General features: G+C 71.2%; 22 protein-coding genes and 1 tRNA gene. 15 read left to right on the top strand and 8 right to left on the bottom strand.

Annotation, left to right across the window (positions count from 1 at the left end; genetic code table 11):
• Nucleotides 1–93 precede the first annotated feature (93 nt).
• The 5 genes from ACFE67_RS01585 to hemE form a co-directional block, all read right to left on the bottom strand.
• Nucleotides 94–357: a DUF3618 domain-containing protein gene (locus ACFE67_RS01585; RefSeq protein ID WP_375405116.1), complete on the bottom strand. Its 264-nt coding sequence runs from the start codon at nt 355–357 to the stop codon at nt 94–96.
• Nucleotides 347–757 carry a phage holin family protein gene (locus ACFE67_RS01580; protein WP_375405115.1) on the bottom strand — a complete coding sequence of 137 codons (411 nt, stop codon included), beginning with the start codon at nt 755–757 and terminating at the stop codon, nt 347–349. Before ACFE67_RS01580 ends, ACFE67_RS01585 begins: the two co-directional genes overlap by 11 nt.
• 5 nt (nt 758–762) lie before the next feature.
• A complete protein-coding gene (locus ACFE67_RS01575) occupies nt 763–1041 on the bottom strand; it encodes a hypothetical protein (RefSeq protein WP_375405114.1) in 279 nt (92 codons plus the stop codon).
• A 99-nt stretch (nt 1042–1140) separates the two neighbouring features.
• Nucleotides 1141–2496, bottom strand: a complete 1356-nt coding sequence (locus ACFE67_RS01570; RefSeq protein ID WP_375405113.1) for a protoporphyrinogen/coproporphyrinogen oxidase — start codon at nt 2494–2496, stop codon at nt 1141–1143.
• Nucleotides 2478–3500, bottom strand: a complete 1023-nt coding sequence (hemE, locus tag ACFE67_RS01565; protein ID WP_375405112.1) for a uroporphyrinogen decarboxylase — start codon at nt 3498–3500, stop codon at nt 2478–2480. Before hemE ends, ACFE67_RS01570 begins: the two co-directional genes overlap by 19 nt.
• Nucleotides 3501–3612: 112 nt before the next feature.
• Here hemE and ACFE67_RS01560 point away from each other — a divergent pair, with 112 nt between their 5' ends.
• The gene (locus ACFE67_RS01560; RefSeq protein WP_375405111.1) at nt 3613–4896 is read left to right on the top strand and encodes a glutamyl-tRNA reductase; all 1284 of its coding nucleotides are present in this window, start codon (nt 3613–3615) and stop codon (nt 4894–4896) included.
• Nucleotides 4897–4988: 92 nt separating this feature from the next.
• Nucleotides 4989–5291, top strand: a complete 303-nt coding sequence (locus ACFE67_RS01555) for a hypothetical protein (protein WP_375405110.1) — start codon at nt 4989–4991, stop codon at nt 5289–5291.
• Nucleotides 5292–5385: 94 nt separating this feature from the next.
• Here the strand turns inward: ACFE67_RS01555 and ACFE67_RS01550 are convergent, their stop codons facing one another.
• Together ACFE67_RS01550 and ACFE67_RS01545 are read right to left on the bottom strand one after the other, a co-directional pair.
• Nucleotides 5386–6327, bottom strand: coding sequence for a serine hydrolase (locus tag ACFE67_RS01550; RefSeq protein ID WP_375405109.1), 942 nt, complete (start codon nt 6325–6327; stop codon nt 5386–5388).
• The gene (locus ACFE67_RS01545; RefSeq protein ID WP_375405108.1) at nt 6291–8234 is read right to left on the bottom strand and encodes a M13 family metallopeptidase; all 1944 of its coding nucleotides are present in this window, start codon (nt 8232–8234) and stop codon (nt 6291–6293) included. The genes ACFE67_RS01550 and ACFE67_RS01545 overlap by 37 nt, the downstream gene beginning before the upstream one ends.
• Nucleotides 8235–8321: 87 nt before the next feature.
• Between ACFE67_RS01545 and nucS the strand changes: the two genes are divergently transcribed.
• The 9 genes from nucS (at nt 8322) to ACFE67_RS01500 (ending at nt 15244) form a co-directional block, all read left to right on the top strand.
• The gene (nucS, locus tag ACFE67_RS01540; RefSeq protein ID WP_375405107.1) at nt 8322–9017 is read left to right on the top strand and encodes an endonuclease NucS; all 696 of its coding nucleotides are present in this window, start codon (nt 8322–8324) and stop codon (nt 9015–9017) included.
• A 123-nt stretch (nt 9018–9140) separates the two neighbouring features.
• Nucleotides 9141–9812: an HAD hydrolase-like protein gene (locus ACFE67_RS01535; protein ID WP_375405106.1), complete on the top strand. Its 672-nt coding sequence runs from the start codon at nt 9141–9143 to the stop codon at nt 9810–9812.
• A gap of 19 nt (nt 9813–9831) precedes the next feature.
• The gene (gene zwf / locus ACFE67_RS01530) at nt 9832–11307 is read left to right on the top strand and encodes a glucose-6-phosphate dehydrogenase (RefSeq protein ID WP_375405105.1); all 1476 of its coding nucleotides are present in this window, start codon (nt 9832–9834) and stop codon (nt 11305–11307) included.
• 112 nt (nt 11308–11419) lie between these two features.
• A complete protein-coding gene (locus tag ACFE67_RS01525) occupies nt 11420–11707 on the top strand; it encodes a hypothetical protein (RefSeq protein ID WP_375405104.1) in 288 nt (95 codons plus the stop codon).
• The gene (locus tag ACFE67_RS01520; RefSeq protein WP_375405103.1) at nt 11707–12051 is read left to right on the top strand and encodes a hypothetical protein; all 345 of its coding nucleotides are present in this window, start codon (nt 11707–11709) and stop codon (nt 12049–12051) included. The genes ACFE67_RS01525 and ACFE67_RS01520 overlap by 1 nt, the downstream gene beginning before the upstream one ends.
• Before the next feature lie 128 nt (nt 12052–12179).
• Nucleotides 12180–13292, top strand: coding sequence for a Fic family protein (locus tag ACFE67_RS01515; RefSeq protein ID WP_375405102.1), 1113 nt, complete (start codon nt 12180–12182; stop codon nt 13290–13292).
• Between the two features lie 182 nt (nt 13293–13474).
• Nucleotides 13475–14737 carry a protein kinase gene (locus ACFE67_RS01510; RefSeq protein WP_375405101.1) on the top strand — a complete coding sequence of 421 codons (1263 nt, stop codon included), beginning with the start codon at nt 13475–13477 and terminating at the stop codon, nt 14735–14737.
• Between the two features lie 29 nt (nt 14738–14766).
• On the top strand, nt 14767–14976 hold the full coding sequence (locus ACFE67_RS01505) for a DUF2945 domain-containing protein (RefSeq protein ID WP_375405100.1): 210 nt from the start codon (nt 14767–14769) through the stop codon (nt 14974–14976).
• A 46-nt stretch (nt 14977–15022) separates the two neighbouring features.
• Nucleotides 15023–15244 carry a hypothetical protein gene (locus ACFE67_RS01500; RefSeq protein ID WP_375405099.1) on the top strand — a complete coding sequence of 74 codons (222 nt, stop codon included), beginning with the start codon at nt 15023–15025 and terminating at the stop codon, nt 15242–15244.
• Nucleotides 15245–15355: 111 nt separating this feature from the next.
• On the opposite strand, the gene ACFE67_RS01495 is transcribed toward ACFE67_RS01500, so the two are convergent.
• A tRNA-Leu gene (locus ACFE67_RS01495) sits at nt 15356–15439 on the bottom strand.
• Between the two features lie 190 nt (nt 15440–15629).
• Here ACFE67_RS01495 and ACFE67_RS01490 point away from each other — a divergent pair.
• Genes ACFE67_RS01490 through ACFE67_RS01475 form a run of 4 tightly spaced genes read left to right on the top strand, consistent with a single transcriptional unit; the run spans nt 15630 to nt 19465 of the window.
• Entirely contained in the window at nt 15630–16301 is a 672-nt protein-coding gene (locus ACFE67_RS01490; RefSeq protein ID WP_375405098.1) for an FhaA domain-containing protein, read from the top strand.
• 3 nt (nt 16302–16304) lie between these two features.
• A complete protein-coding gene (locus tag ACFE67_RS01485) occupies nt 16305–16826 on the top strand; it encodes an FHA domain-containing protein (RefSeq protein WP_375405097.1) in 522 nt (173 codons plus the stop codon).
• The gene (locus ACFE67_RS01480; protein ID WP_375405096.1) at nt 16819–18075 is read left to right on the top strand and encodes a PP2C family protein-serine/threonine phosphatase; all 1257 of its coding nucleotides are present in this window, start codon (nt 16819–16821) and stop codon (nt 18073–18075) included. The genes ACFE67_RS01485 and ACFE67_RS01480 overlap by 8 nt, the downstream gene beginning before the upstream one ends.
• Complete coding sequence (locus tag ACFE67_RS01475) at nt 18068–19465, top strand: FtsW/RodA/SpoVE family cell cycle protein (RefSeq protein ID WP_375405095.1); 1398 nt, start codon at nt 18068–18070, stop codon at nt 19463–19465. Before ACFE67_RS01480 ends, ACFE67_RS01475 begins: the two co-directional genes overlap by 8 nt.
• Nucleotides 19466–19620 lie beyond the last annotated feature (155 nt).

Here is a 19620-nt window from a genome sequence, read left to right as displayed (position 1 = left end):
CTGCGCGGCCCGAGAACAGTGTGCCTCAGTGCGGATCGGTGCCTGCGCACAGCGCTCTCCTCCGGGGTCCATCGACCCCGGAGGAGAGCGGTGTCACTTGCGGGTGGCGGCCCGGACGATCAGCGCGGTGACCGACGCGAGCAGCGCGGCGATGCCGGCGAGGACGCCGTAGACGACCTCGGGGCGCTCCTGACGCAGCGCGTCGAGGCGATCCATCGCGTCCTGCAGCGCGGTCCTGACCCGCTTCGGCACGTCCAGGCGGTCCTCGATGGCGTCGAGCGTCTCCGCGAGCCGCTGGCGGGTGGCCTCGATGTCGGATCGGATCTCCGAAAGCGCGCGTTCCTTGTCATCGGTCATACTGCTGGACCCCCTTGAACGCCTTCACGTCGTCTTTCACGCTGTCGATCGTCTCCTTCGGTACCGGAGGAACGCCCTTCTTCACCCGGGAGAGCCCGATGAGAGCGAACACGACCGCGATGATGAGCAGGAACACGCCCACGATGAGCGCGGCGAGCCAGTACGGCAGCGCCTCGCCGATGCCCAGCACGGCGGCCGCGATCAGCGGGAACACCGCAAAGTAGAGGAAGACCGCCGCGACCGCGAACAGGGCGATGCCGATGCCCGCGCTCTTCAGCCGGGTGATCGCCTCGCGCTTGATCTGCTCGATCTCGTCGCGGATCAGCGTGCTGATGATGCCGGGCAGGTCGCCGATCAGACCGAATACGGACTTGCGGCCGTCCTTCTTGTCGTCCGCCATCGGCGTCAGATCGACGGCGACGGCACGCCGTCGTCATCGGACTTCTTGACCCTCGCCACGACCTTCTTCGCCTGCCCGACGACCGCGCCCTGCACCTCGGGCGCCTTGTCCTTGACGAAGCCCTGCACCGTGCCGACGACGTCGTTCACGCTCTTCTGGACGTTCTTGTCGTTCCAGACCCGATCAGCGGTGGCCTTGATCTGGTCGTAGCGGCGACGCCCGGCGCGCGCGCCGAGGACGTAGCCGATCGCTGCACCGGCGACGAAAAGGACTCGACCCTGCATGGTTCACCTCTTTGCTCGGAAGTCCCTCTCTCCTCGGAAAGGGCTGGCGGTCACACTATCGACCGGCGACTGTGTGCCCAGGAACTTCACGATGAATAATCAGGAGCCTCCATGCGTGGCTGCGCGCTCGGCCGACGCCACGACCGATGCCAAGCCCGTCCCTGCGACCCACGATCCTGCGACGACCAGGCCCTGCGGCAGCTCGGCCCCCGCGAGGGCGGCCCGGATCGCGAGCGTCTCCGGGGCGAGTGCCGGCGCCGTATCCGACCACAGGGCATCGGCACGATCGGCGGGCTTCAGTCCCTCGAGGCCGAGCAGTGCGGACGCATCGGCGAGCACCACCGCGTCCGAGACGGGAGCGGCGCCGCGGTAGGCGACCCGGACCAGGTGGTGACCCGATCCGGCGCGTTCGCCCAGCCACGGCCACTTCGCCGTGAGGTGGGTGAGCGCGCTCGCCTGCACACCCGCACGGCCGGCAGCGCGCAGCACGCCGGTGCCCCGCGGCGCGGGGTCCAGACGGCGGTCGTCGATCCGCAGCAGCACCGCCCTGCTGTCGGCGACGGCGGGGCGGGGCATCGTGGCGAGGTCCGGTGCGGCGTCGGCGAGCAGGCCGAGCGCGGCGGCGCCGTCGACGGCGAGCACGACGCGATCGGCCGCGAGGTCCTCCCGAGCGGTCGTCACGGTGATCCCGCCTCCGAACGGCGCGGGGTGGATGCCGAGCGCTTCCGTGCCGGTCCGGACGTCGACGCCGAGGCCGCGCACCGCGTCGGTGAGCGCCGCGACGAGCCGATGGACCCCGCCGACCAGGCCCTGTGCCGCGGCGCCGGGCGGGGCCGCGGTGCGCAGCCGGAGGACCGCGCCGGACAGGGAGCCCGTCCGGGTGATCTCCGCGTTCAGCCCGGGTGCGATCGCGTCGATCGGGACGTCGTCGGGATCCACGCCGTAGACGTTCTGCACCACGGGTGCGACGAGGCGCTCGAGCACCAGCTCGCCCATCCGGCTGCGGACGAGCGGGCCGAGCCGCTCGTACCGCCCCACCTTCAGCACCGGCAGCACGCGGTCCCGGTAGGCCCGGACGGAACCGGCCGTGTCGATGACCCGGCGCACGTCCGTCGCGAGCGGTGACGACGGGATACCGAGCAGCCCGCCCGCCGGCAGGGGGACCGTGCGGTCGGCGAGCGCCACCCACGCGGACCCGGCCGGATCCCGCACGTCGCCGCCGAGCCCCAGCTGCTCCACGAGCGCCCGCACCACGCCGCCGCGCACGGCGAAGCTCTCCGCGCCGCTGTCCACCGGCACCCCGCCGATCTCGGTCGACGCGACGCGGCCGCCGAGCCGGTCGGACGCCTCGAGCAGGACGACGCTCGCACCGGCGAGGGCGAGCCGGCGCGCGGCGACCAGCCCGGCGACGCCTCCGCCGATCACGACGGCCCGCATCAGCGGGTGTGCGCCCACTCGACGATGCGGGTCAGCACGCCGGGATCGGTCGTCGGCGGAACGCCGTGCCCCAGGTTCAGCACGTGCGACGGCGCCGCCTCGCCCGCCGCGACCACCTGCTCGAGGTGCCGCTCGAGAACCGGCCACGGCGCGTCGAGCAGCGCCGGGTCGATGTTGCCCTGCAGCGGCGTGCTGCCGCCGAGCGCGGCGGAGGCGGCATCGAGCGGGATGCGGTGGTCGACCCCGATCACATCGGCGCCCGCATCCCGCATCGCGGGCAGGAGGTGGGCGGTCCCTGTGCCGAAGTGCACGCGGGGCACCGCCGTCCCCGCCTGCGCAAGCGCCGCAGCGGAGGCCGGGAGCACATCGGCGCGGTAGTCCGCCTCCGACAGGGCGCCCGCCCACGAGTCGAACAGCTGCACCGCCGCGGCGCCCGCCCGCACCTGCGCCGCGAGGAACGCGCCCGAGATCTCGGCCAGGTACTCCGTCAGCGTCCGCCATGCGGCGGGGTCCGCATGCATCAGCGTCCTGGCGCGCAGCTGGTCCTTGGACGGGCCACCCTCGACCACGTAGGCCGCGAGGGTGAACGGCGCGCCCGCGAACCCGATGAGCGGCACGTCGCCGAGTGCCGCGACGGTCCGGGTGACGGCGGCCTCGATCGGCGCGAGCGGCTCCTCCGACAGGTCGTGGGCGACGAGATCCGCGAGGTCGGCGGCGTCACGGACCGGCCTCGCGAACACCGGGCCTCGCCCGGGCACGATGTCGACGTCGACGCCCGCGAGCTTCAGCGGCACGACGATGTCGCTGAAGAGGATCGCCGCATCGACCCCGTGACGGCGAACGGGCTGCAGCGTGATCTCGGCCGCGAGGTCGGGCGTGAGGCAGGCGTCGAGCATCGCGGTGCCCGCGCGGGTCGCGCGGTACTCGGGGAGCGAGCGCCCCGCCTGGCGCATGAACCAGACGGGGAGGCGCTCGGGTCGCACGCCGCCGAAGGCCTGCAGGAGGGCGGGTTGCTCAGGCACGGAGCGGAATCCTGCCAGGTCGCGCTCGACACCCCCGGCGGATGCGCACGACCTGACGGTCTGCGCGCGACGCCGACCGGGCAGGATTCGACGGCTAGTAGAATCTCCGCTCGTGATCACCGCTCTGACCGCCGACTACCGCAGCGCGGGGTTCGAGGTCCTGGAGCGGCTGGCCACGGTCTCGGCGGACTCGCTCGCCCGCTTCGCGCAGCAGCGACCGGAGGTGCGGGGCGGGGTGCTGCTGGCGACCTGCAACCGCTTCGAGGCCTACCTCGACACCGATGGCGACCCGGCGAGCATCGAGGCGCTGATCGACTTCGCGACGTCGACCGCCGGGGTCGACCGCGACCTGCTCGCCGGCGCGGCCGTGCACCGGGAGGAGCTGGAGGTCGCCGGACATCTGTTCGCGGTCTCGAGCGGGCTCGAGTCGCTCGTCGTCGGCGAAGCGGAGATCGCAGGGCAGGTCTCCCGGGCGCTCGAGACGGCGCGCAGCCTCGGGACGACGACGCCCGCACTCGAGCGCCTCTTCCAGCGCGCCTCCCGCACCTCCAGCGCGGTGCAGCAGCACACGATGGTCGGCACGGCCGGCAGGAACATCGTCCGGCTCGCCCTCGATCTCGCCGGCAGCCGGTTCACCGACTGGCCCACCACGGGGGTGCTGCTGATCGGCACCGGCACGTACGCGCGCGCGACGCTCGCCGCGCTCCGCGAACGCGGGGTGGAGGAGATCGCGGTGTACTCCCCGAGCGGCCGCGCGGTGCGCTTCGCCCAGCGGGAGGGCGTCGTCGCGGTCACCCGCGCGGAGCTGCCGTACCGGCTCGCGCTCGCGGACCTCGTGATCTCGTGCAGCATCGCCTCGGCGCCCATACTCGACGCCGACATGCTGCGGCGTGCCCGTGCCGTGGTCGCGGAGCCCGCGCGCCAGCTCGTGGTGGACCTCGGGATGCCGCGCAACATCGAGCCGGACGTCGGGCTGCTGCCGGACGTCGCGCTGCTCGACCTGGAGACCATCGGCCTGCACGCGCCGCTGCCCGAGCTGCAGGCGACCGACGACGCCCGCGCCCTCATCGCGGAGGCTGTGGAGGAGTACGGGGCGGACCAGCGGGCGACCGCGGCCAGTCCCGCGGTCGTCGCATACCGAGCCCACGTGTTCGACCTCGTCGACCGGGAGCTCGAGCGGCTGCGGCGCCGTGGGGAGTCGACCGAGGCGGTCGAGCGGGCGATGCGCCATCTGGCCGGCGTGCTGGTCCACACCCCGTCGGCCAGGGCCCGGGACCTCGCCTCCGCAGGTCAGGCCGAGCGCTTCGCCGACGCGGTGGAGACGCTCTACGGCATCGTGCCGGCCACCTCCGACGAGCAGGCGGCGACGCGGACGGACACGACGCTCGCCGGCTGAGGGCCGAATCCGGATAGCACGGTTCTCATGAATCTCTCGAGAGACGTGCGATTCGACGTAACTCCGCCGAAACATCTGCGTATCCTCCGGACATGACGTATCGCGTCGTGATTCCACGCAGCATCCCGTTCGCCGACTCCAACCGAGTGCAGCGCGAGGTGTGGAGGCGCGGGTACAGCACCCGTCTCGCGGGTCGCGACGTCGCGCAGCCGGACCACCTCGTCGTGGAGTTCCTCCGCGTGGTCGACGAGCTGCCCGAGCCCGCCGAGGTCCCCGCCCTCGAGCGGGATCTCGAGCAGCTGCTCTCCGGCACCCGCATCCACGCCCCCTTCATGGGCCGCGGCGGCTGGGTCGAGACGGTCCAGCGCCCGCTCGCCCGCGGACACGTCGCGTAACCGAGTTCAACAGCAGGACTCAGCACGCCTGGCAGGACCGAAGCGCTGTTTCCGTCCTGCTGAAGCGCCACAGTCCTGCTGTCGTGCTCCGGCGTCAGCAGACGTACTCGAGGACGCCGATGCCGATCGTGCGCATCGCCTGCAGCACCGCGAGCCGGCGGGTGTGCGCCGCGTCATCGAACGCGATGGTGACGGTGTAGGCGACGGAGGCGCGCGGGCCCCGCAGCACGCCGGCCTCGCTGCGCACGCCCTTGGCCGAACCGGTCTTGTTCAGCAGGCTGAGGCCGTGGTCGCTGCGCACGTGCGACAGCGGATCGAGCGCGAACGCGGAGGAGACCAGCGACAGGTCGGCGTTCAGCGCGAGCCAGTCGGAGACGCGGGAGGAGACCGCGCGGCTCACGGCCTCGCCGCGTGCGATGCGGGCGAACAGCGTGGTCAGCTCCGCGGCCGAGCCGACGGACAGCTGGGGGGCGTCGTCCGGCCCGCGACGGTCCCTGACCCGGTCGAGCAGCGCGGTCCGCTTCAGCCCCAGCGACTCGGCGCGCGCCCGCACGGCGTCCAGGCCGACGGCGCGCAGCAGCACGTTCGTGGCGAGGTTGTCGCTCGTCGCCGCGACCAGCGCCGCGAGGTCGCTGAGCGGCAGGCTCGGCGCGTGCAGGTACTGCCAGACCCCGGCGTCGGACACCAGGTCCTCCGGTGCGCGGTCCAACAGGTCGAAGCGGGTGTTGACCTGCTCCTCGAGACGCGCCGCGATCTCGAGGAGCAGCAGCACCTTGCCGACGCTCGCGGTCGGCAGCACGACGTGGTCGTCGACGGAGAACAGCGCCTTGCCGGACAGCAGGTCGATCACCCGCGCGGACACCTGGGCGCCGTCGAGCGCCAGGTGCGCGAGCGCGGTGAAGCCGTCCGTGAAGTCCGCGCGCACCGCGTCGCCCCGGTGCCTGGCCTGCTCGTCGCCGCCCTTCGGCCGGGTCCTCCTGGACGGGGCCGGAGCGGCGGTCACCAGATCGTGACCCGGCTCGTCGGATCCAGCCACAGGGCATCCGTCTCGGTGAGGTCGAACGCCGCCGCGAACTCGTCCAGGTTCTTCACGATCTGGTTGCAGCGGAACTCCGGCGGGGAGTGCGGGTCGATGGTCAGGAGGCGCTTCGCCTCGGCCTCGCGCCGCTTCTCCCGCCACACGGTGGCCCAGGCGATGAAGAAGCGCTGCGCACCCGTCTGCCCGTCGATCACGGGGGGCTCGGCACCGTCCAGCGAGAGCACGTAGGCCTTCCAGGCGATCGTGAGGCCGCCGAGGTCGCCGATGTTCTCGCCGATGGTGAGGGCGCCGTTGACGTGATCGGTGAGCCCCTGCGGCACGAGCGCGTCGTACTGCGCGATCAGCGCCTTCGTGCGCTCCTCGAACGCGACCCGGTCCGCCTCGGTCCACCAGTTCTCGAGGCGGCCGTCGCCGTCGAACTGCGATCCCTGGTCGTCGAACCCGTGGCCGATCTCGTGACCGATCACCGCGCCGATACCGCCGTAGTTCGCCGCGTCGTCACGGTCGGGGTCGAAGAACGGCAGCTGCAGGATCGCCGCGGGGAACACGATCTCGTTCATGCCCGGGTTGTAGTACGCGTTCACGGTCTGCGGGGTCATGAACCACTCGTCGCGGTCGACCGGCCGGCCGATCTTGCCGAGCTCGCGATCGAACTCGAACGCGCTCGACGCCCGGACGTTGCCGACCAGATCGTCGGCGCTGATCTCGAGGTTCGAGTAGTCCCGCCAGACGGACGGGTAGCCGATCTTCGGGGTGAACTTCCCGAGCTTCTCGAGGGCGCGCTGCCGCGTCTCGTCGCTCATCCACTCGAGGGAGGTGATCGAGTCGCGGTAGGCGGCGACCAGGTTCGCGACCAGCACGTCCATCCGCACCTTCGCGACCGGCGGGAAGTGCTCGTCCACGTAGAGGCGGCCGACCGCCTCCCCCATCGCGCCCTCCGTGACGCCGACGCCGCGCTTCCAGCGGGCCCGCAGCTCCTGGGCGCCCGTGAGCGCGGTGCCGGTGAAGGCGAACTGCGCGTCGACGAACGCGGAGGAGAGGTAGGGGGCGAGCGGGCGGATCACGCGGACGGCGAGCCAGTCGCGCCATGCGTCGAGCCGATCGGCCGTGAGCAGCCCGAGCACGCCGGAGACGAAGCTCGGCTCGCGCACGACCACCGTGTCGAGAGCCCCCACGGGAGCGTCCAGGCCGGCCGCCCAGGCGTCGAGCAGCGCGCCGCCGTCGCCGGCACCCGCGACGAGGTCCGCCCAGGAGGCGGGGTTGTAGGTCGCCTGCACGTCCCGCGTCGCGACCGCGTCCCAATGCGTCAGCGCGATCTCGGTCTCGAGCGCGAGCACGCGGTCCGCGCGGACCTCGGGCTCGTCGAGACCGGCCAGGCCGAAGATCGCGACGAGGAAGGTGCGGTACGCGTCGCGGTAGGTCGCGAAGTCGTCCTCCCGGTAGTACCGCTCGTCGGGCAGGCCGAGGCCGCCCTGCTCGAAGAAGACGAGGTAGCGGCCGGGGTCGCCCGGGTCGTTGTCGACGAAGAGCCGGAACAGGCTGCCCCCGCCGCGCCGCTCGAGCGTGCCGAGCACCGCGAGCACGGTCGCCACCGAGTCCGCCGCCGCCACGAGACCGAGCGGTTCCTCGAGCGGGGCCGCGCCGAGCGCCTCCACCCGCGCCTCGTCCATGAACGAGGTGTACAGATCGCCGATCTTGCGCGCCTCGGTGCCGGGCTCCGCCTGCTGGGCGAGCTCGATGATGCTGCGCACGGCGATCTCGGCGCCGTCGACCAGGTCGAGGAACGCGCCCGAGCGGGCCCGGTCGGGCGGGATCTCCGCGGTCGCGAGCCACGCCCCGTTCACGGATCGGTAGAGGTCGTCCTGGATGCGCGCGGGAACGACCGCGCCTTCGGGTTCGGACACGCGGCGAGTCTAGAAGTGCCGGTCCCCCACGAGCGGGGGACGCGCGCGCACCGCCTCGATCGCGCGGGTTCCGTAGGCTCTCGGCCCGTGCGACTCGTGGTGGCGGAGTGCTCGGTCGATTACGCGGGGCGGCTGTCGGCGCACCTGGACCCGGCGCGCAGGGTGCTGATGCTGAAGGCCGACGGCAGTGTGCTCGTGCATGCCGACGGCGGCTCCTACAAGCCCCTGAACTGGATGAGCCCGCCGTGCTCGCTGTCGGTGGAGGAGCCTGATGAGACGCTGGCCGCCTCCGGCGTGCAGCAGATCTGGCGGGTGGCGCACGCGAAGACGGGTGACGTGCTGATCATCCGGATCCACGAGCTGCTCGTCGACGAGACGATCGAGCTCGGCGTCGACCCGGGCCTCGTGAAGGACGGCGTGGAGGCGGACCTGCAGCGCCTCCTGGCGGAGCAGATCGACCTGCTCGGCACGGGTCACACCCTGGTCCGCCGCGAGCACATGACCGCGATCGGACCCGTCGACATCCTGGCGAAGGACTCGGGCGGCATCTCGATCGCCGTCGAGATCAAGCGCCGCGGCGACATCGACGGCGTCGAGCAGCTGACGCGGTACCTCGAGCTGATGAACCGCGACCCGCACCTCGCGCCGGTGAGCGGCGTGTTCGCCGCGCAGGAGATCAAGCCCCAGGCCCGCACCCTGGCCGAGGACCGGGGCATCCGCTGCGTGGTGCTCGACTACGACAGCATGCGCGGCGTCGAGGGCGGCCCCGCAAGGCTGTTCTGAGTTCATTACGCCACGCCAAGAGCATTCCGTTTTGAAGGAGTTTCTGCGCGGAGTGCACGGAAGTTCCTTCAAAACGGACATCCCGCTACGGTTCTTGAGCCCACCCCTCCGATCGGCGGCGTCATGAGCATCCCCTTCACGGTCGTCCTCGTCGATCTCGACGGGACGATCATGGATTCCGCCTTCGGGATCACCCGCACGCTGTCGATGGCGCTGGAGGAGCTCGGGTACCCGGTGCCGTCGCCCTCGCGGCTGGTCGAGTTCGTCGGCCCGCCGATCCTCGACGGCCTCCGGGACGTCGTGGGGCTGGAGGACGACGCAGCCGTGACCGTGCTCGACCGATACCGCGAGCTCTACCGGGCGAACGGCGCCTTCGAAGCGGAGCCCTACGCGGGCGTGCGGGAGGCGCTGGTCGAGCTGAGGCGCTCGGCGCCGCTCGCCGTCGCCACCTCCAAACCGGAATCGGTCGCGACCAGCATCCTCGAGCACTTCGGGTTCGCCCCGCTGTTCACGGTGCTCGCCGGCGCCTCCGACGACGAGACGCGCAGCGCGAAGGCGGATGTGATCACCCGCGCCCTCGAGCTGCTCACCGCCGCCGGCGTCGACACCGCGCGCCCGGTGATGATCGGCGACCGCTTCCACGACGTCGAGGGCGCGGCCGCCCACGGCATCCCGACGATCGTCGCAGGGTGGGGATACGGGGCACCGGAGGAGGCCGCCGGCGCCATCGCGGTGGCGGCATCGCCCGCCGACCTGCCCGCGCTCGTCGCGGCGGGTTCCCTCCACCGGCCGTGAGTGGGGAAGAATCTCCCGCATGACCCTCACCCAGGTGGAGCGGCAGTACCAGAAGGCCGCCCAGTCCACGGCCCCGCACGTCGTGATCCTCTTCGGCGCGGCGGGTGATCTGGCCAAGCGCAAGCTCCTCCCGGGGATGGCGAACCTGGTCCTGTCGTCGCTCGCCCCCGACATCGAGATCGTCGGCACCTCCCTCGAGGACCTCGACGACGAGAGCTACCGCGAGCAAGCCAAGGCCGCGCTCGACGAGTTCGACCGCCGTCACCTCAGCGACGACGAGTGGAAGAACTTCGCCGAGAAGCTGCACTACGTGCCGAGCAAGGCGGGTCCGAAGGCCCTCGCGCAGGCCGTCGCCGCCGCCGCCGGACGCCTCGGCCCCTCCGCCCGGCGCATCCACTACCTGTCCGTGCCGCCGAAGGCCGCCCTCGCCGCAGTCGAGACGATCCGCGACGCGGGTCTCGTCGAGGGCTCCCGGATCATCATGGAGAAGCCGTTCGGCACGGATCTCGCGAGCGCCGTGGAGCTGAACCGCCGCCTCCACGACACCTTCCAGGAGAGCCAGATCTTCCGGATCGACCACTTCCTCGGCAAGGAGCCGGCGCAGAACATCCTCGCGATCCGGTTCGGCAACGGCCTGTTCGAGCCCATCTGGAACCGCAACTTCATCTCGCAGATCCAGATCGACGTACCCGAGACCCTCGGGCTCGAGCAGCGCGCCTCCTTCTACGAGGCGACCGGCGCCTACCGCGACATGGTGGTCACGCACCTGTTCCAGATCCTCGCGTTCGTGGCGATGGAGGCGCCGACGGCGCTGGAGCCGAAGGCGATCAGCCTCGAGAAGAACAAGGTGTTCAACTCGATGAAGGCGATCGATCCCGAGTCGGTGGTCCGCGGCCAGTACGTCGGCTACAAGGACATCCCCGGCGTCTCGCCCGAGAGCGAGACCGAGACGTTCGTCGCCCTGAAGTGCGAGATCGACAACTGGCGCTGGGCCGGCGTGCCGTTCTACCTCCGCACCGGCAAGAAGCTGGCGGAGGGGCAGCGCATCGTCTCGATCGCGTTCAAGGAGCCGCCGCAGTCGATGTTCCCGGCCGGGTCGGGCATCGGCGCGAAGGGCCCAGACCACCTCACGTTCGACCTCGCCGACGCCTCCAAGATGTCGCTGTCGTTCTACGGCAAGCGCCCGGGACCCGGCATGCGCCTCGACAAGATGTCGATGCAGTTCGCGATGCAGGACACCGCGAACGCGGGCGACGTGCTGGAGGCGTACGAGCGCCTGATCCTCGACGCGATGCGCGGGGACCACACGCTGTTCACCTCCGCCGAGGGCATCGAGCGCCTGTGGGAGGTCAGCCAGCCGCTGCTGGACGACCCGACGCCGGTACGTCCGTACGCCGTCGGCAGCTGGGGACCGAACGCGATCCACCAGCTGATCGCGCCGTACGCCTGGCGCCTCCCCTTCGAGCGCGTCTGGCGCGAATCGCACAGCAGCTGAGTGTTCGCGGATCCGGACCTTTTCGCGGATCCGCAGGAGGAGAACGACGTGTCGAGAGGGACCGTTCCAGTCGTCGTACGTAAAGACGTACGTGTTCTGGTACGCTTTCCTCATGGTCAGCCCGAAAGTTCTCACGAGCACCGAGGCCCGCACGGCCCTTCCCGGGCTCGCCGACGAGATCGAGCGGGTCGGTCTCGCATTCGAACCCGTCTTGTTCGGATCGCATCGCAAGCCGGTCGCGGCGATCGTGCCCGCCGAGCTCCTGGAACGACTCGAGGGCCTGTTGGAGGACATCGCCATCGCTCCCGAGGTCACCAGCCGGCTGTCGGCCGGCGAGGGTGAGAAGACGATGGCCGACTATGCGCGGGAGTTCGGGCTCGACCCTTCCACCTTCGAGTGATGCGGTTCGATCGTCCCCCGGCCGGCTTCCAGGCGGACATGGACGCACTGCCCGACGACAGCACACGGCGCATGGCGTTGCTGCTCGCCCAGTCGATCCGGGACGGCAAGGTCCACGGGGTACCGCTCGAACGTCGCGCGTCCACGGGCGATCTCTCCGACTGCTTCAAGGTTTACTTCGATCCCCGAGGGGGTACGAAGCCACGGTTCCGGCTGGTGTACCGGCTCCGATCGAGCGAACTGCAGGTGGTGCCCGTTCAGCCCGTCGCGGTCGGGAGGCGTGAGGGACTCGACGCGTACCTCCGCGCCGCGCAGAACCTCGGACGAAGCCCGACCGCCGACTGATCGCCGTCGTGCCGACCGACGCCGCGCGACCGCGCGATGCGATGCCGGCCGGCGTCCGACGCCAACGTTGTTGACAACCCCCGTCGTCATTGTAAAGTTTGCGGCGATTACTTTACAACGGAGCAGACGTGACCGAATGGGACCCCGAGGCACCGTACAACTCGCTTTCGAGCCTTCCACCGCAGGTGGAGATCGAGACGAAGACGATCCTGAAGGCGACGGTGGCCGCACGGGCCGCGCTGGCGCGTCTCGACGAGGCGGCACGGACGCTGCCTGACCCGTCCGTGCTGATCAACACGATCCCGTTGCTCGAAGCGCAAGCCAGCTCCGAGATCGAGAACATCGTCACGACGACGGACGAACTCTTCCGGTGGGCGGAGAACGAGGCGAAGGCCACCGATCCGGCGACCCGTGAGGCGCTTCGATATCGCAGCGCGCTGCGCGCCGGCTTCGAGACGGTCATCGAGCGACCGCTTTCCGCGGCGGCGGCCGCCGAGATCTGCTCCCGCGTCCGAGGGCACGACACGCGATACCGGACTGGATCGGGCACGTACATCGGTGGCCCGCACGGTCGACGTGTGTACACGCCGCCGGAGGGGCGGGAGGTGATCGTGACGAAGCTTGCGGAGTGGGAGCGATTCCTGCACTCCGCGACCGATCTGGACCCGCTCGTGGTGATGGCGTTGACGCACTACCAATTCGAAGCGATCCACCCCTTCGCCGACGCGAACGGCCGTACCGGCAGGATCCTGAACGTACTGGTGCTCGTCCAAGCCGGTCTGCTGTCCCTGCCGATCCTGTACCTGTCCCGCTACATCATCCGGACGAAGCAGCAGTACTACGACCTGCTCCTCGCAGTGACCCGCGACGGCGCGTGGCAGGGCTGGGTGCTGTACATCCTCGAGGGCGTGCGTCAGACCGCCGACTTCACCCTCGCGAAGATCGACGGGATCCGCGCCCTGCAGGCCGTGGTCCACGACGAGATGGCTGCCACGCTCCCGCGAGGTGTGGATGCGGATCTGCTCGCGGCCCTGTTCGAGCAGCCGTACCTCCGGATCAGGACCGTTCGGGAGCGCTGCAGGGTCTCCCGCCCGACGGCGACGAAATGGCTTGACGCACTGGTGACGGCAGGAGTGCTGAAGGAACTGCATGTCGGCCGGGATCGGCTCTTCGTCAATCATCGGCTGCTCGACGTCCTCTTCGCGGAGGACGACCAGAACGGGTCGACGACGTCACCCTGACGGCACGCCCGCGGGAGCGACCGGCCCTGCTCCACACTCCGCGTTCCGAGGGCCCTGAGCGGCCGATGACGTTGCGCGCGCCACCCCAGCATCTGCCGCGGGCGTGGCTCGGACGGCGTGGGATGGGCGGAAGCGGTATGGCGCTCCTCCTGAACCACGGAGGCCCATTTAGGGTCGCCGTCATGCAGACGATCCCGGTGCTCGGCGGCCGCTATCGGCTCGGTCCGGAGATCGGGTCGGGCGGCATGGGGGCTGTGCATCGCGCGTGGGACGAACGGTTCGAGCGCGAGGTCGCGATCAAGATCGTGCGCTCCGGCGGCGTGGAGAAGGAGCGCCTGCGCCGCGAGGCGCAGTATCTCGCCCACCTCGATCACCCGAACCTCGTCGCCGTGCTCGATGCCGGCGAGGACGTGCTGCGCCGCACCGACAGCGTCTGGTTCGCGATGGAGCTGGTGCACGGCCCCGACCTGCGGACCGTGCTCCGGCAGGACGGGCCCATGCGCGGAGCCGCTGTCCGCCGCGTGCTGACGGGACTGCTGGCCGCGCTCGACGCGCTGCACACCGCCGGCGTCGTGCACCGGGACATGAAGCCGGCCAACGTCCTGCTCACCGCCGAGCCGACATCCGGGAGGTGGGACGTCAAGCTCGTCGACCTCGGGATCGCGCAGCACATCCGCACCGACCACCTGACCTCGACCGGCCAGGTGGTCGGTACCGCCGCCTACCTCAGTCCGGAGCAGGTCCGCGGGAGGGAGATCGGACCCGCGACCGACGTCTACGCGCTCGGGCTGCTCGCGATCGAGGCGATCAGCGGCAGCATCGCGTTCCCCGGCGGCCCGGCGGAGTCGGCGACCGCGCGGCTGGTCAGGGGGCCGGATCTTCCGCGCGACCTGGCACCGGCCTGGCGCACGGTGCTGAGCGCGATGACCGCCGTCGATCCCGCCGATCGGCCATCCGTCGGCGTGCTCCGGGGCCTGGTCGCACGCCTGCCCGACGACACGGAGTCGTCCACGGCGGCCGACCTCCCGACGCAGCACCTGAGCAGTGCGGGCGACGCTCCGACCGCGGTGATGCCCTCCTTCGCCCCGTCCGATCGGGTTCGGCAGCGGCCGCGGCGGCACCTGCTCGCCGTCGTCTGCCTGCTGCTGGCGCTCGTCGCCGCCGGAGGCTGGTTCACCGCTCTGACCGGCGGAGGCGGACCGAATGCCGCTGCGGTCACCGTCGGTTCGCCGTCCCCGAGCACGACAGCGACGCACAGGCCGTCGCCGGCCCCCTCGGTGACCACACGCGCGGTGACCGCGACTGCGACCTCGCCCGTCGCTGCTCCTGCGTCCGTGCCGACGCAGGACCCCGGCGTCGCCGACCCGTCGAAGCTCGAGCAGCGGACGAAGCGGTGGTTCGACCGCTTCGGCGAGCGCCTCCACGGGTATCACCCGTTCCGCTGACGCGCAGGAGCCGCGGCTACGGTCGCCGGATGGCTGATGACGTGAAGAAGGGCGACCACGTGACGTGGAAGTCGCACGGCGGCGAGGCGGAGGGAACGGTCGAGAAGAAGATCACGACCGAGACCGACGCGGGCGGCCGACATGTTAAGGCGTCGAAGGACGAGCCGCAGTATCTGGTGAAGAGCGAGAAGTCCGGCGGCGAGGCCGTCCACAAGCCGGACGCGCTCGAGAAGGGCTGAACGCCGAGGGTCGCGGAACCGCTCGGGATTCGGGCAGGATCAGGATGTGAGCTTCAACGCGCGCCTCCGGGCCCTGGTCGGCATCCGGGCCGGTAGCGCGATGTCGTCCAGCCTCAGGAACGCTGCGCAGATCGACGTCTACGGCGCCACCCGCCGCGAGGGCCCGTTCGACGCGCCTCCAGCCGAGCCGGTCGAGCTCGCCGACCCCGTCCCGTGGGAGCTGCAGGACGGTCACGGCTCGGTCGCCGACTGGGTCAACCGACGCTGACCGACGTCGTGTTCACGGATCAGGGGATTCGGTCGACCAAATCCCCTGATCCATGAACACAGTCCGACGACGAAGCGAGCCCCGACTCGATGAGTCGGGGCCCGCTGACGGTGCGCGAGGGGGGAGTTGAACCCCCACGCCCTTTCGGGCACACGGACCTGAACCGTGCGCGTCTGCCTATTCCGCCACTCGCGCGTGCTCGGCTCCCGAGGGCGCCGAAGGCCCGTGGAGCCTAGCACGCAGGCGGGTACGGCCTCGGGTGCACAGACCGGCGATACCCCGGCGCGCGCACGCCGCTGAACCCCGTCCGAGCGCCCCGCGTTACCCTGGGCCATTCGCGGGCGGGCCCTCCGTACGCATTCACGATCACGGACGGTTCCAGCGGGTGGGCATTCTCGACAGCTTCGAGCGCGGCTTGGAGCGTGCCGTGAACGGTGCGTTCGCCCGCACGTTCCGGTCGGGGATCGCCCCTGTCGAGATCACCGCCGCGCTCCGCAGAGAACTCGACACCCATGCGTCGCCGGTCGCCCGCGACCGGGTGCTCGTGCCCAACCACTTCGTCGTGCGCATGAGTCCCGAGGATCACACCGCGATGACCGCGCTGGGCGACGGGCTGATCGACGAGCTCGGCGAGCTGCTGACGACCTATGCCGCGCAGCAGCGCTACCAGATGGTGTCGCCGCCCGTGATCGTGCTCGAGCCGGACGCGTCGATCACCGTCGGGCTGCTGGACGTGCGCTCCTCCTCCGAGCGGGTCGAGGTGTCCTGGGCACCGGTCCTCGAGCTCGACGGGAAGCGGCATCCGCTCGGCGCCCGCACCGTGATCGGCCGCGGGTCGGAGGCGGACATCACCGTCGACGACACCGGGATCAGCCGCAAGCACCTCGAGATCGTGTGGGACGGCCGGCGCGCGGAGGCACGCGACCTCGGGTCGACGAACGGGTCGACGCTGAACGGCGCCCGGCTGACCCGCGCAGTGCTGCCGAACGAATCGGTGCTGCAGATCGGTCGCACCCGCATGGTGTTCCGCGTGGTGGCGAAGGCGCAGGGGAGCTGAGGCATGAGCGAGCTCACCCTGCTCGTGCTGCGCGTCGCGTTCCTCGCGCTGCTCTGGGTCTTCGTGTTCGCCGTCGTCTACGCGCTGCGCAGCGATCTCTTCGGCGGTCGGGTGCGCCGGGTGCCGCAGGAGTCGGCACCCGCGGCGGCGGCGCCGGTGAGCGCGCCACCGGCCGTGCAGTCCCTCCCCTCCCTGGCGACCCCCGGGTCCGGCGGGGCGGCCGTGTCCCGCGGTCCCGCCTCCGTGCTCGTGATCACCTCCGGTGGCAAGGCGGGCCTCGAGATCCCACTCGGCGCCGAGCCGCTGATGATCGGGCGGGCCAGCGACGCGGGCCTGCAGATCCGCGACGACTACACCTCCACCCACCACGCCCGGCTGCTGCTCTGGGGGTCGGACTGGGTGATCCAGGACCTCGACTCGACCAACGGCACCTTCGTCGACGGCGCGCGGATCGACACCCCCACCCAGGTGCCCGTCGGGGTGCCGGTGAAGGTGGGCGCGACCACGTTCGAGCTTCGTGGCTGACCGCGTGGCGACGATCACCACGGGCGCGGCCGTCAGCCACGTCGGCCGGGTCCGCTCGCAGAACCAGGACTCCGGCTACGCGGGGAGCGCCCTGTTCGTCGTCGCGGACGGGATGGGTGGGCACGCCGGCGGCGACATCGCCTCCGCGATCGCCGTCCGACGCATCGCGGAGACGGACGGGCTGGACTTCGCCACCCCCCAGGAGGCGGAGTTCGCGCTGCAGTCCGCGATGCTCTCGGCGAACCAGGAGATCAGCGCCGCCGTGGAGGACCGGCCCGAGCTGACCGGCATGGGCACGACCGTCAGCGCGCTGGTGCGCGTCGGCGACGTGATCGCGACCGCCCACATCGGCGACTCGCGCATCTATCTGCTGCGCGACGGCGAGCTGTCCCAGATCACGAACGACCACACCTTCGTGCAGCGACTCGTCGAGACCGGCAGGATCACGCCGGAGGAGGCCGCGGTGCACCCGAGGCGCAGCGTGCTGATGCGGGTGCTCGGCGACATCGACCAGTCCCCCGAGATCGACACGTCGGTGCTCGGCACGGTGCCGGGCGACCGCTGGATGCTCTGCTCCGACGGGCTGACCAGCTACGTGCCGCACGAGCGGATCCTGATCGCGATGTCCGGGCCCGGCACCCCCGTCGACGCCGCGAACGCGCTCGTCCTCGAGGCGCTCGAGCACGGCGCCCCGGACAACGTGACCGCGATCGTCGTCGACATCGACCGCCCCGGCAGCGGCCCCTCCGCCGCGCAGATCGTCGGGTCCGCGGCGAGCGGTCTCGACCCGGAGCTCGCGGCGTCCAGCCGGCAGCACAACCGGCTCCCCGCGCTGCTGCTGCACCCGATCAGGACGTCGGCGCCCGAGGCGAGCTTCCAGCCGGAGTCGGAGGACTACCTCGACGCCCTCATCAAGGAGGACAGGAAGCGGCTCTGGAAGCGGCGGGGCATCTGGCTCGCCGCGGTCGCACTCCTGGTCGGCGCCATCGTCGGCGCCGCACTGCTCGGCTACCGGTACACGCAGACCCGCTACTACGTCGGCTTCGACGGCGGGAACGTCGCGATCTACCAGGGTGTGCAGAGCACCATCGGCCCGATCCGGCTGAGCCACGTCGTGGAGGTCACCGACGTCACCCGGTCCGAGCTCAGCCCGTTCACCCGCTCGCAGATCGCGGAGACCATCTCCACGCCGTCGCGCGCGGAGGCGGACGCGGTCGTCGCCAACGCGAGGACCGACGGCAGTGGCTGACGCGACGACGACGCTGTCCCGGCTGGAGGCGGACCGCGTCTCGGGCGTGCGGCCGTCCACGCGGCTCAGGAACATCGAGCTCGGGCTGCTGCTGCTGGCCCTCGCGGTGGCGGCCGGCGCGATCCTGCTCGTGCAGCTCGGCGCGCTCGGCCACCTCGACCTCGACATCGTCAAGCTCGCGGGCGGCGTCGGTGTGCTCGCCCTCGCGCTGCACGTCGTGCTGCGGTTCGCCGCCCGGGACGCGGACCCGTTCATCCTCCCGATCGCGACGGCGGTGAACGGCCTCGGGATCGCGGAGATCTACCGGATCGACCTCAGCCCGACCGGGGTGAGGCTGGACTCCGACGACGGATCGAGCCAGATCCTGTGGACCGCGCTCGGTATCGGCGCCGCGATCGTGATCCTCTTCGTCGTCCGCAACCACCGCATGCTGCAGCGCTACACGTACATCGCGATGCTCGCGTCGATCGTGCTGCTGGTGCTGCCGCTGGTGCCGGGCCTGCGCCTCCGCGGTGCCGCCGCCTACGTGTGGGTGCACATCGGTCCGGCCGGCTCACCCCTCAACTTCCAGCCCGGCGAGATCGCGAAGATCACCCTGGCGATCTTCTTCGCCGGCTTCCTCGTCGCGAGGCGGGACTCGCTGGCGATGGTCGGGCGGCGGGTCCTCTTCGTCCGGCTGCCGAGGGCGCGGGACCTCGGGCCGATCGTCGTGGTGTGGCTGCTGGCCCTCGGGGTGATCGTGGGAGAGCACGACCTCGGCACCGGTCTGCTGCTGTTCGGCATGTTCGTCGCGATGCTCTACGTCGCGACCGGTCGCACGAGCTGGATCGTCATCGGCCTGGTGATGGCGGCGGCCGGCGCATATGCCGCGACGCGCATCCTCACATATGTCCAGGGGCGCATCGACAACTGGCTGGATGCGTTCGACCCGACTCTCTACGACGCGCGGCAGGGCAGCTACCAGGTCGTCAACGGGGTCTTCGGCCTGGCCCACGGCGGGCTGTTCGGCACCGGGCTGGGCCAGGGGCGGCCCGACTTCACCCCGGCGGCGAACAGCGACTTCATCATCGCCTCGCTCGGCGAGGAGCTCGGCCTGGTCGGGGTCTTCGCGATCCTCAGCCTCTACCTGCTGCTCGTCTCCCGCGGGTTCCGGGTGGGGTTCTCCGGCCCCGACGACTTCGGCAAGCTGCTCGCGGTCGGCCTCGCCTTCGTGTTCGCGCTGCAGGTGTTCATCGTGGTCGGCGGCGTGATGCGGGTGATCCCCGAGACCGGTCTCACGACGCCGTTCCTCGCCGCCGGCGGCTCGTCGCTGGTCGCGAACTGGATGATCGCGGCCCTCCTCCTCCGCATCTCCAACACCATCCGCAGCGGCCCCAAGACGGTGATCTGATGCTCCTGTTCGTCTCCGCGCGGATGCCGCCGCTCACGGACCCCTCCGGGGCCCGCTCGCGACGCCATGGGCAGGCTCGTCGCTGCGCTCCTCGCGCCCGCGCAGTTCGGCGCCATGAGGCGCCGGTCGGCCTTCGGCCTCGTTCCGGCGCCATG

Origin of the sequence: uncultured Amnibacterium sp. (assembly GCF_964244015.1) — a bacterium.
Lineage (GTDB): Bacteria > Actinomycetota > Actinomycetes > Actinomycetales > Microbacteriaceae > Amnibacterium.
This window is presented reverse-complemented; position numbering and strand designations above follow the sequence as displayed.

Bases quoted from the DNA above. Each gene is read 5' to 3' on its own strand.
- ACFE67_RS01585 (WP_375405116.1), bottom strand. From the start codon at position 357: ATGACCGATGACAAGGAACGCGCGCTTTCGGAGATCCGATCCGACATC.
- ACFE67_RS01580 (WP_375405115.1), bottom strand. From the start codon at position 757: ATGGCGGACGACAAGAAGGACGGCCGCAAGTCCGTATTCGGTCTGATC.
- ACFE67_RS01575 (WP_375405114.1), bottom strand. From the start codon at position 1,041: ATGCAGGGTCGAGTCCTTTTCGTCGCCGGTGCAGCGATCGGCTACGTC.
- ACFE67_RS01555 (WP_375405110.1), top strand. From the start codon at position 4,989: ATGACGTATCGCGTCGTGATTCCACGCAGCATCCCGTTCGCCGACTCC.
- ACFE67_RS01535 (WP_375405106.1), top strand. From the start codon at position 9,141: ATGAGCATCCCCTTCACGGTCGTCCTCGTCGATCTCGACGGGACGATC.
- zwf (WP_375405105.1), top strand. From the start codon at position 9,832: ATGACCCTCACCCAGGTGGAGCGGCAGTACCAGAAGGCCGCCCAGTCC.
- ACFE67_RS01525 (WP_375405104.1), top strand. From the start codon at position 11,420: ATGGTCAGCCCGAAAGTTCTCACGAGCACCGAGGCCCGCACGGCCCTT.
- ACFE67_RS01520 (WP_375405103.1), top strand. From the start codon at position 11,707: ATGCGGTTCGATCGTCCCCCGGCCGGCTTCCAGGCGGACATGGACGCA.
- ACFE67_RS01510 (WP_375405101.1), top strand. From the start codon at position 13,475: ATGCAGACGATCCCGGTGCTCGGCGGCCGCTATCGGCTCGGTCCGGAG.
- ACFE67_RS01505 (WP_375405100.1), top strand. From the start codon at position 14,767: ATGGCTGATGACGTGAAGAAGGGCGACCACGTGACGTGGAAGTCGCAC.
- ACFE67_RS01485 (WP_375405097.1), top strand. From the start codon at position 16,305: ATGAGCGAGCTCACCCTGCTCGTGCTGCGCGTCGCGTTCCTCGCGCTG.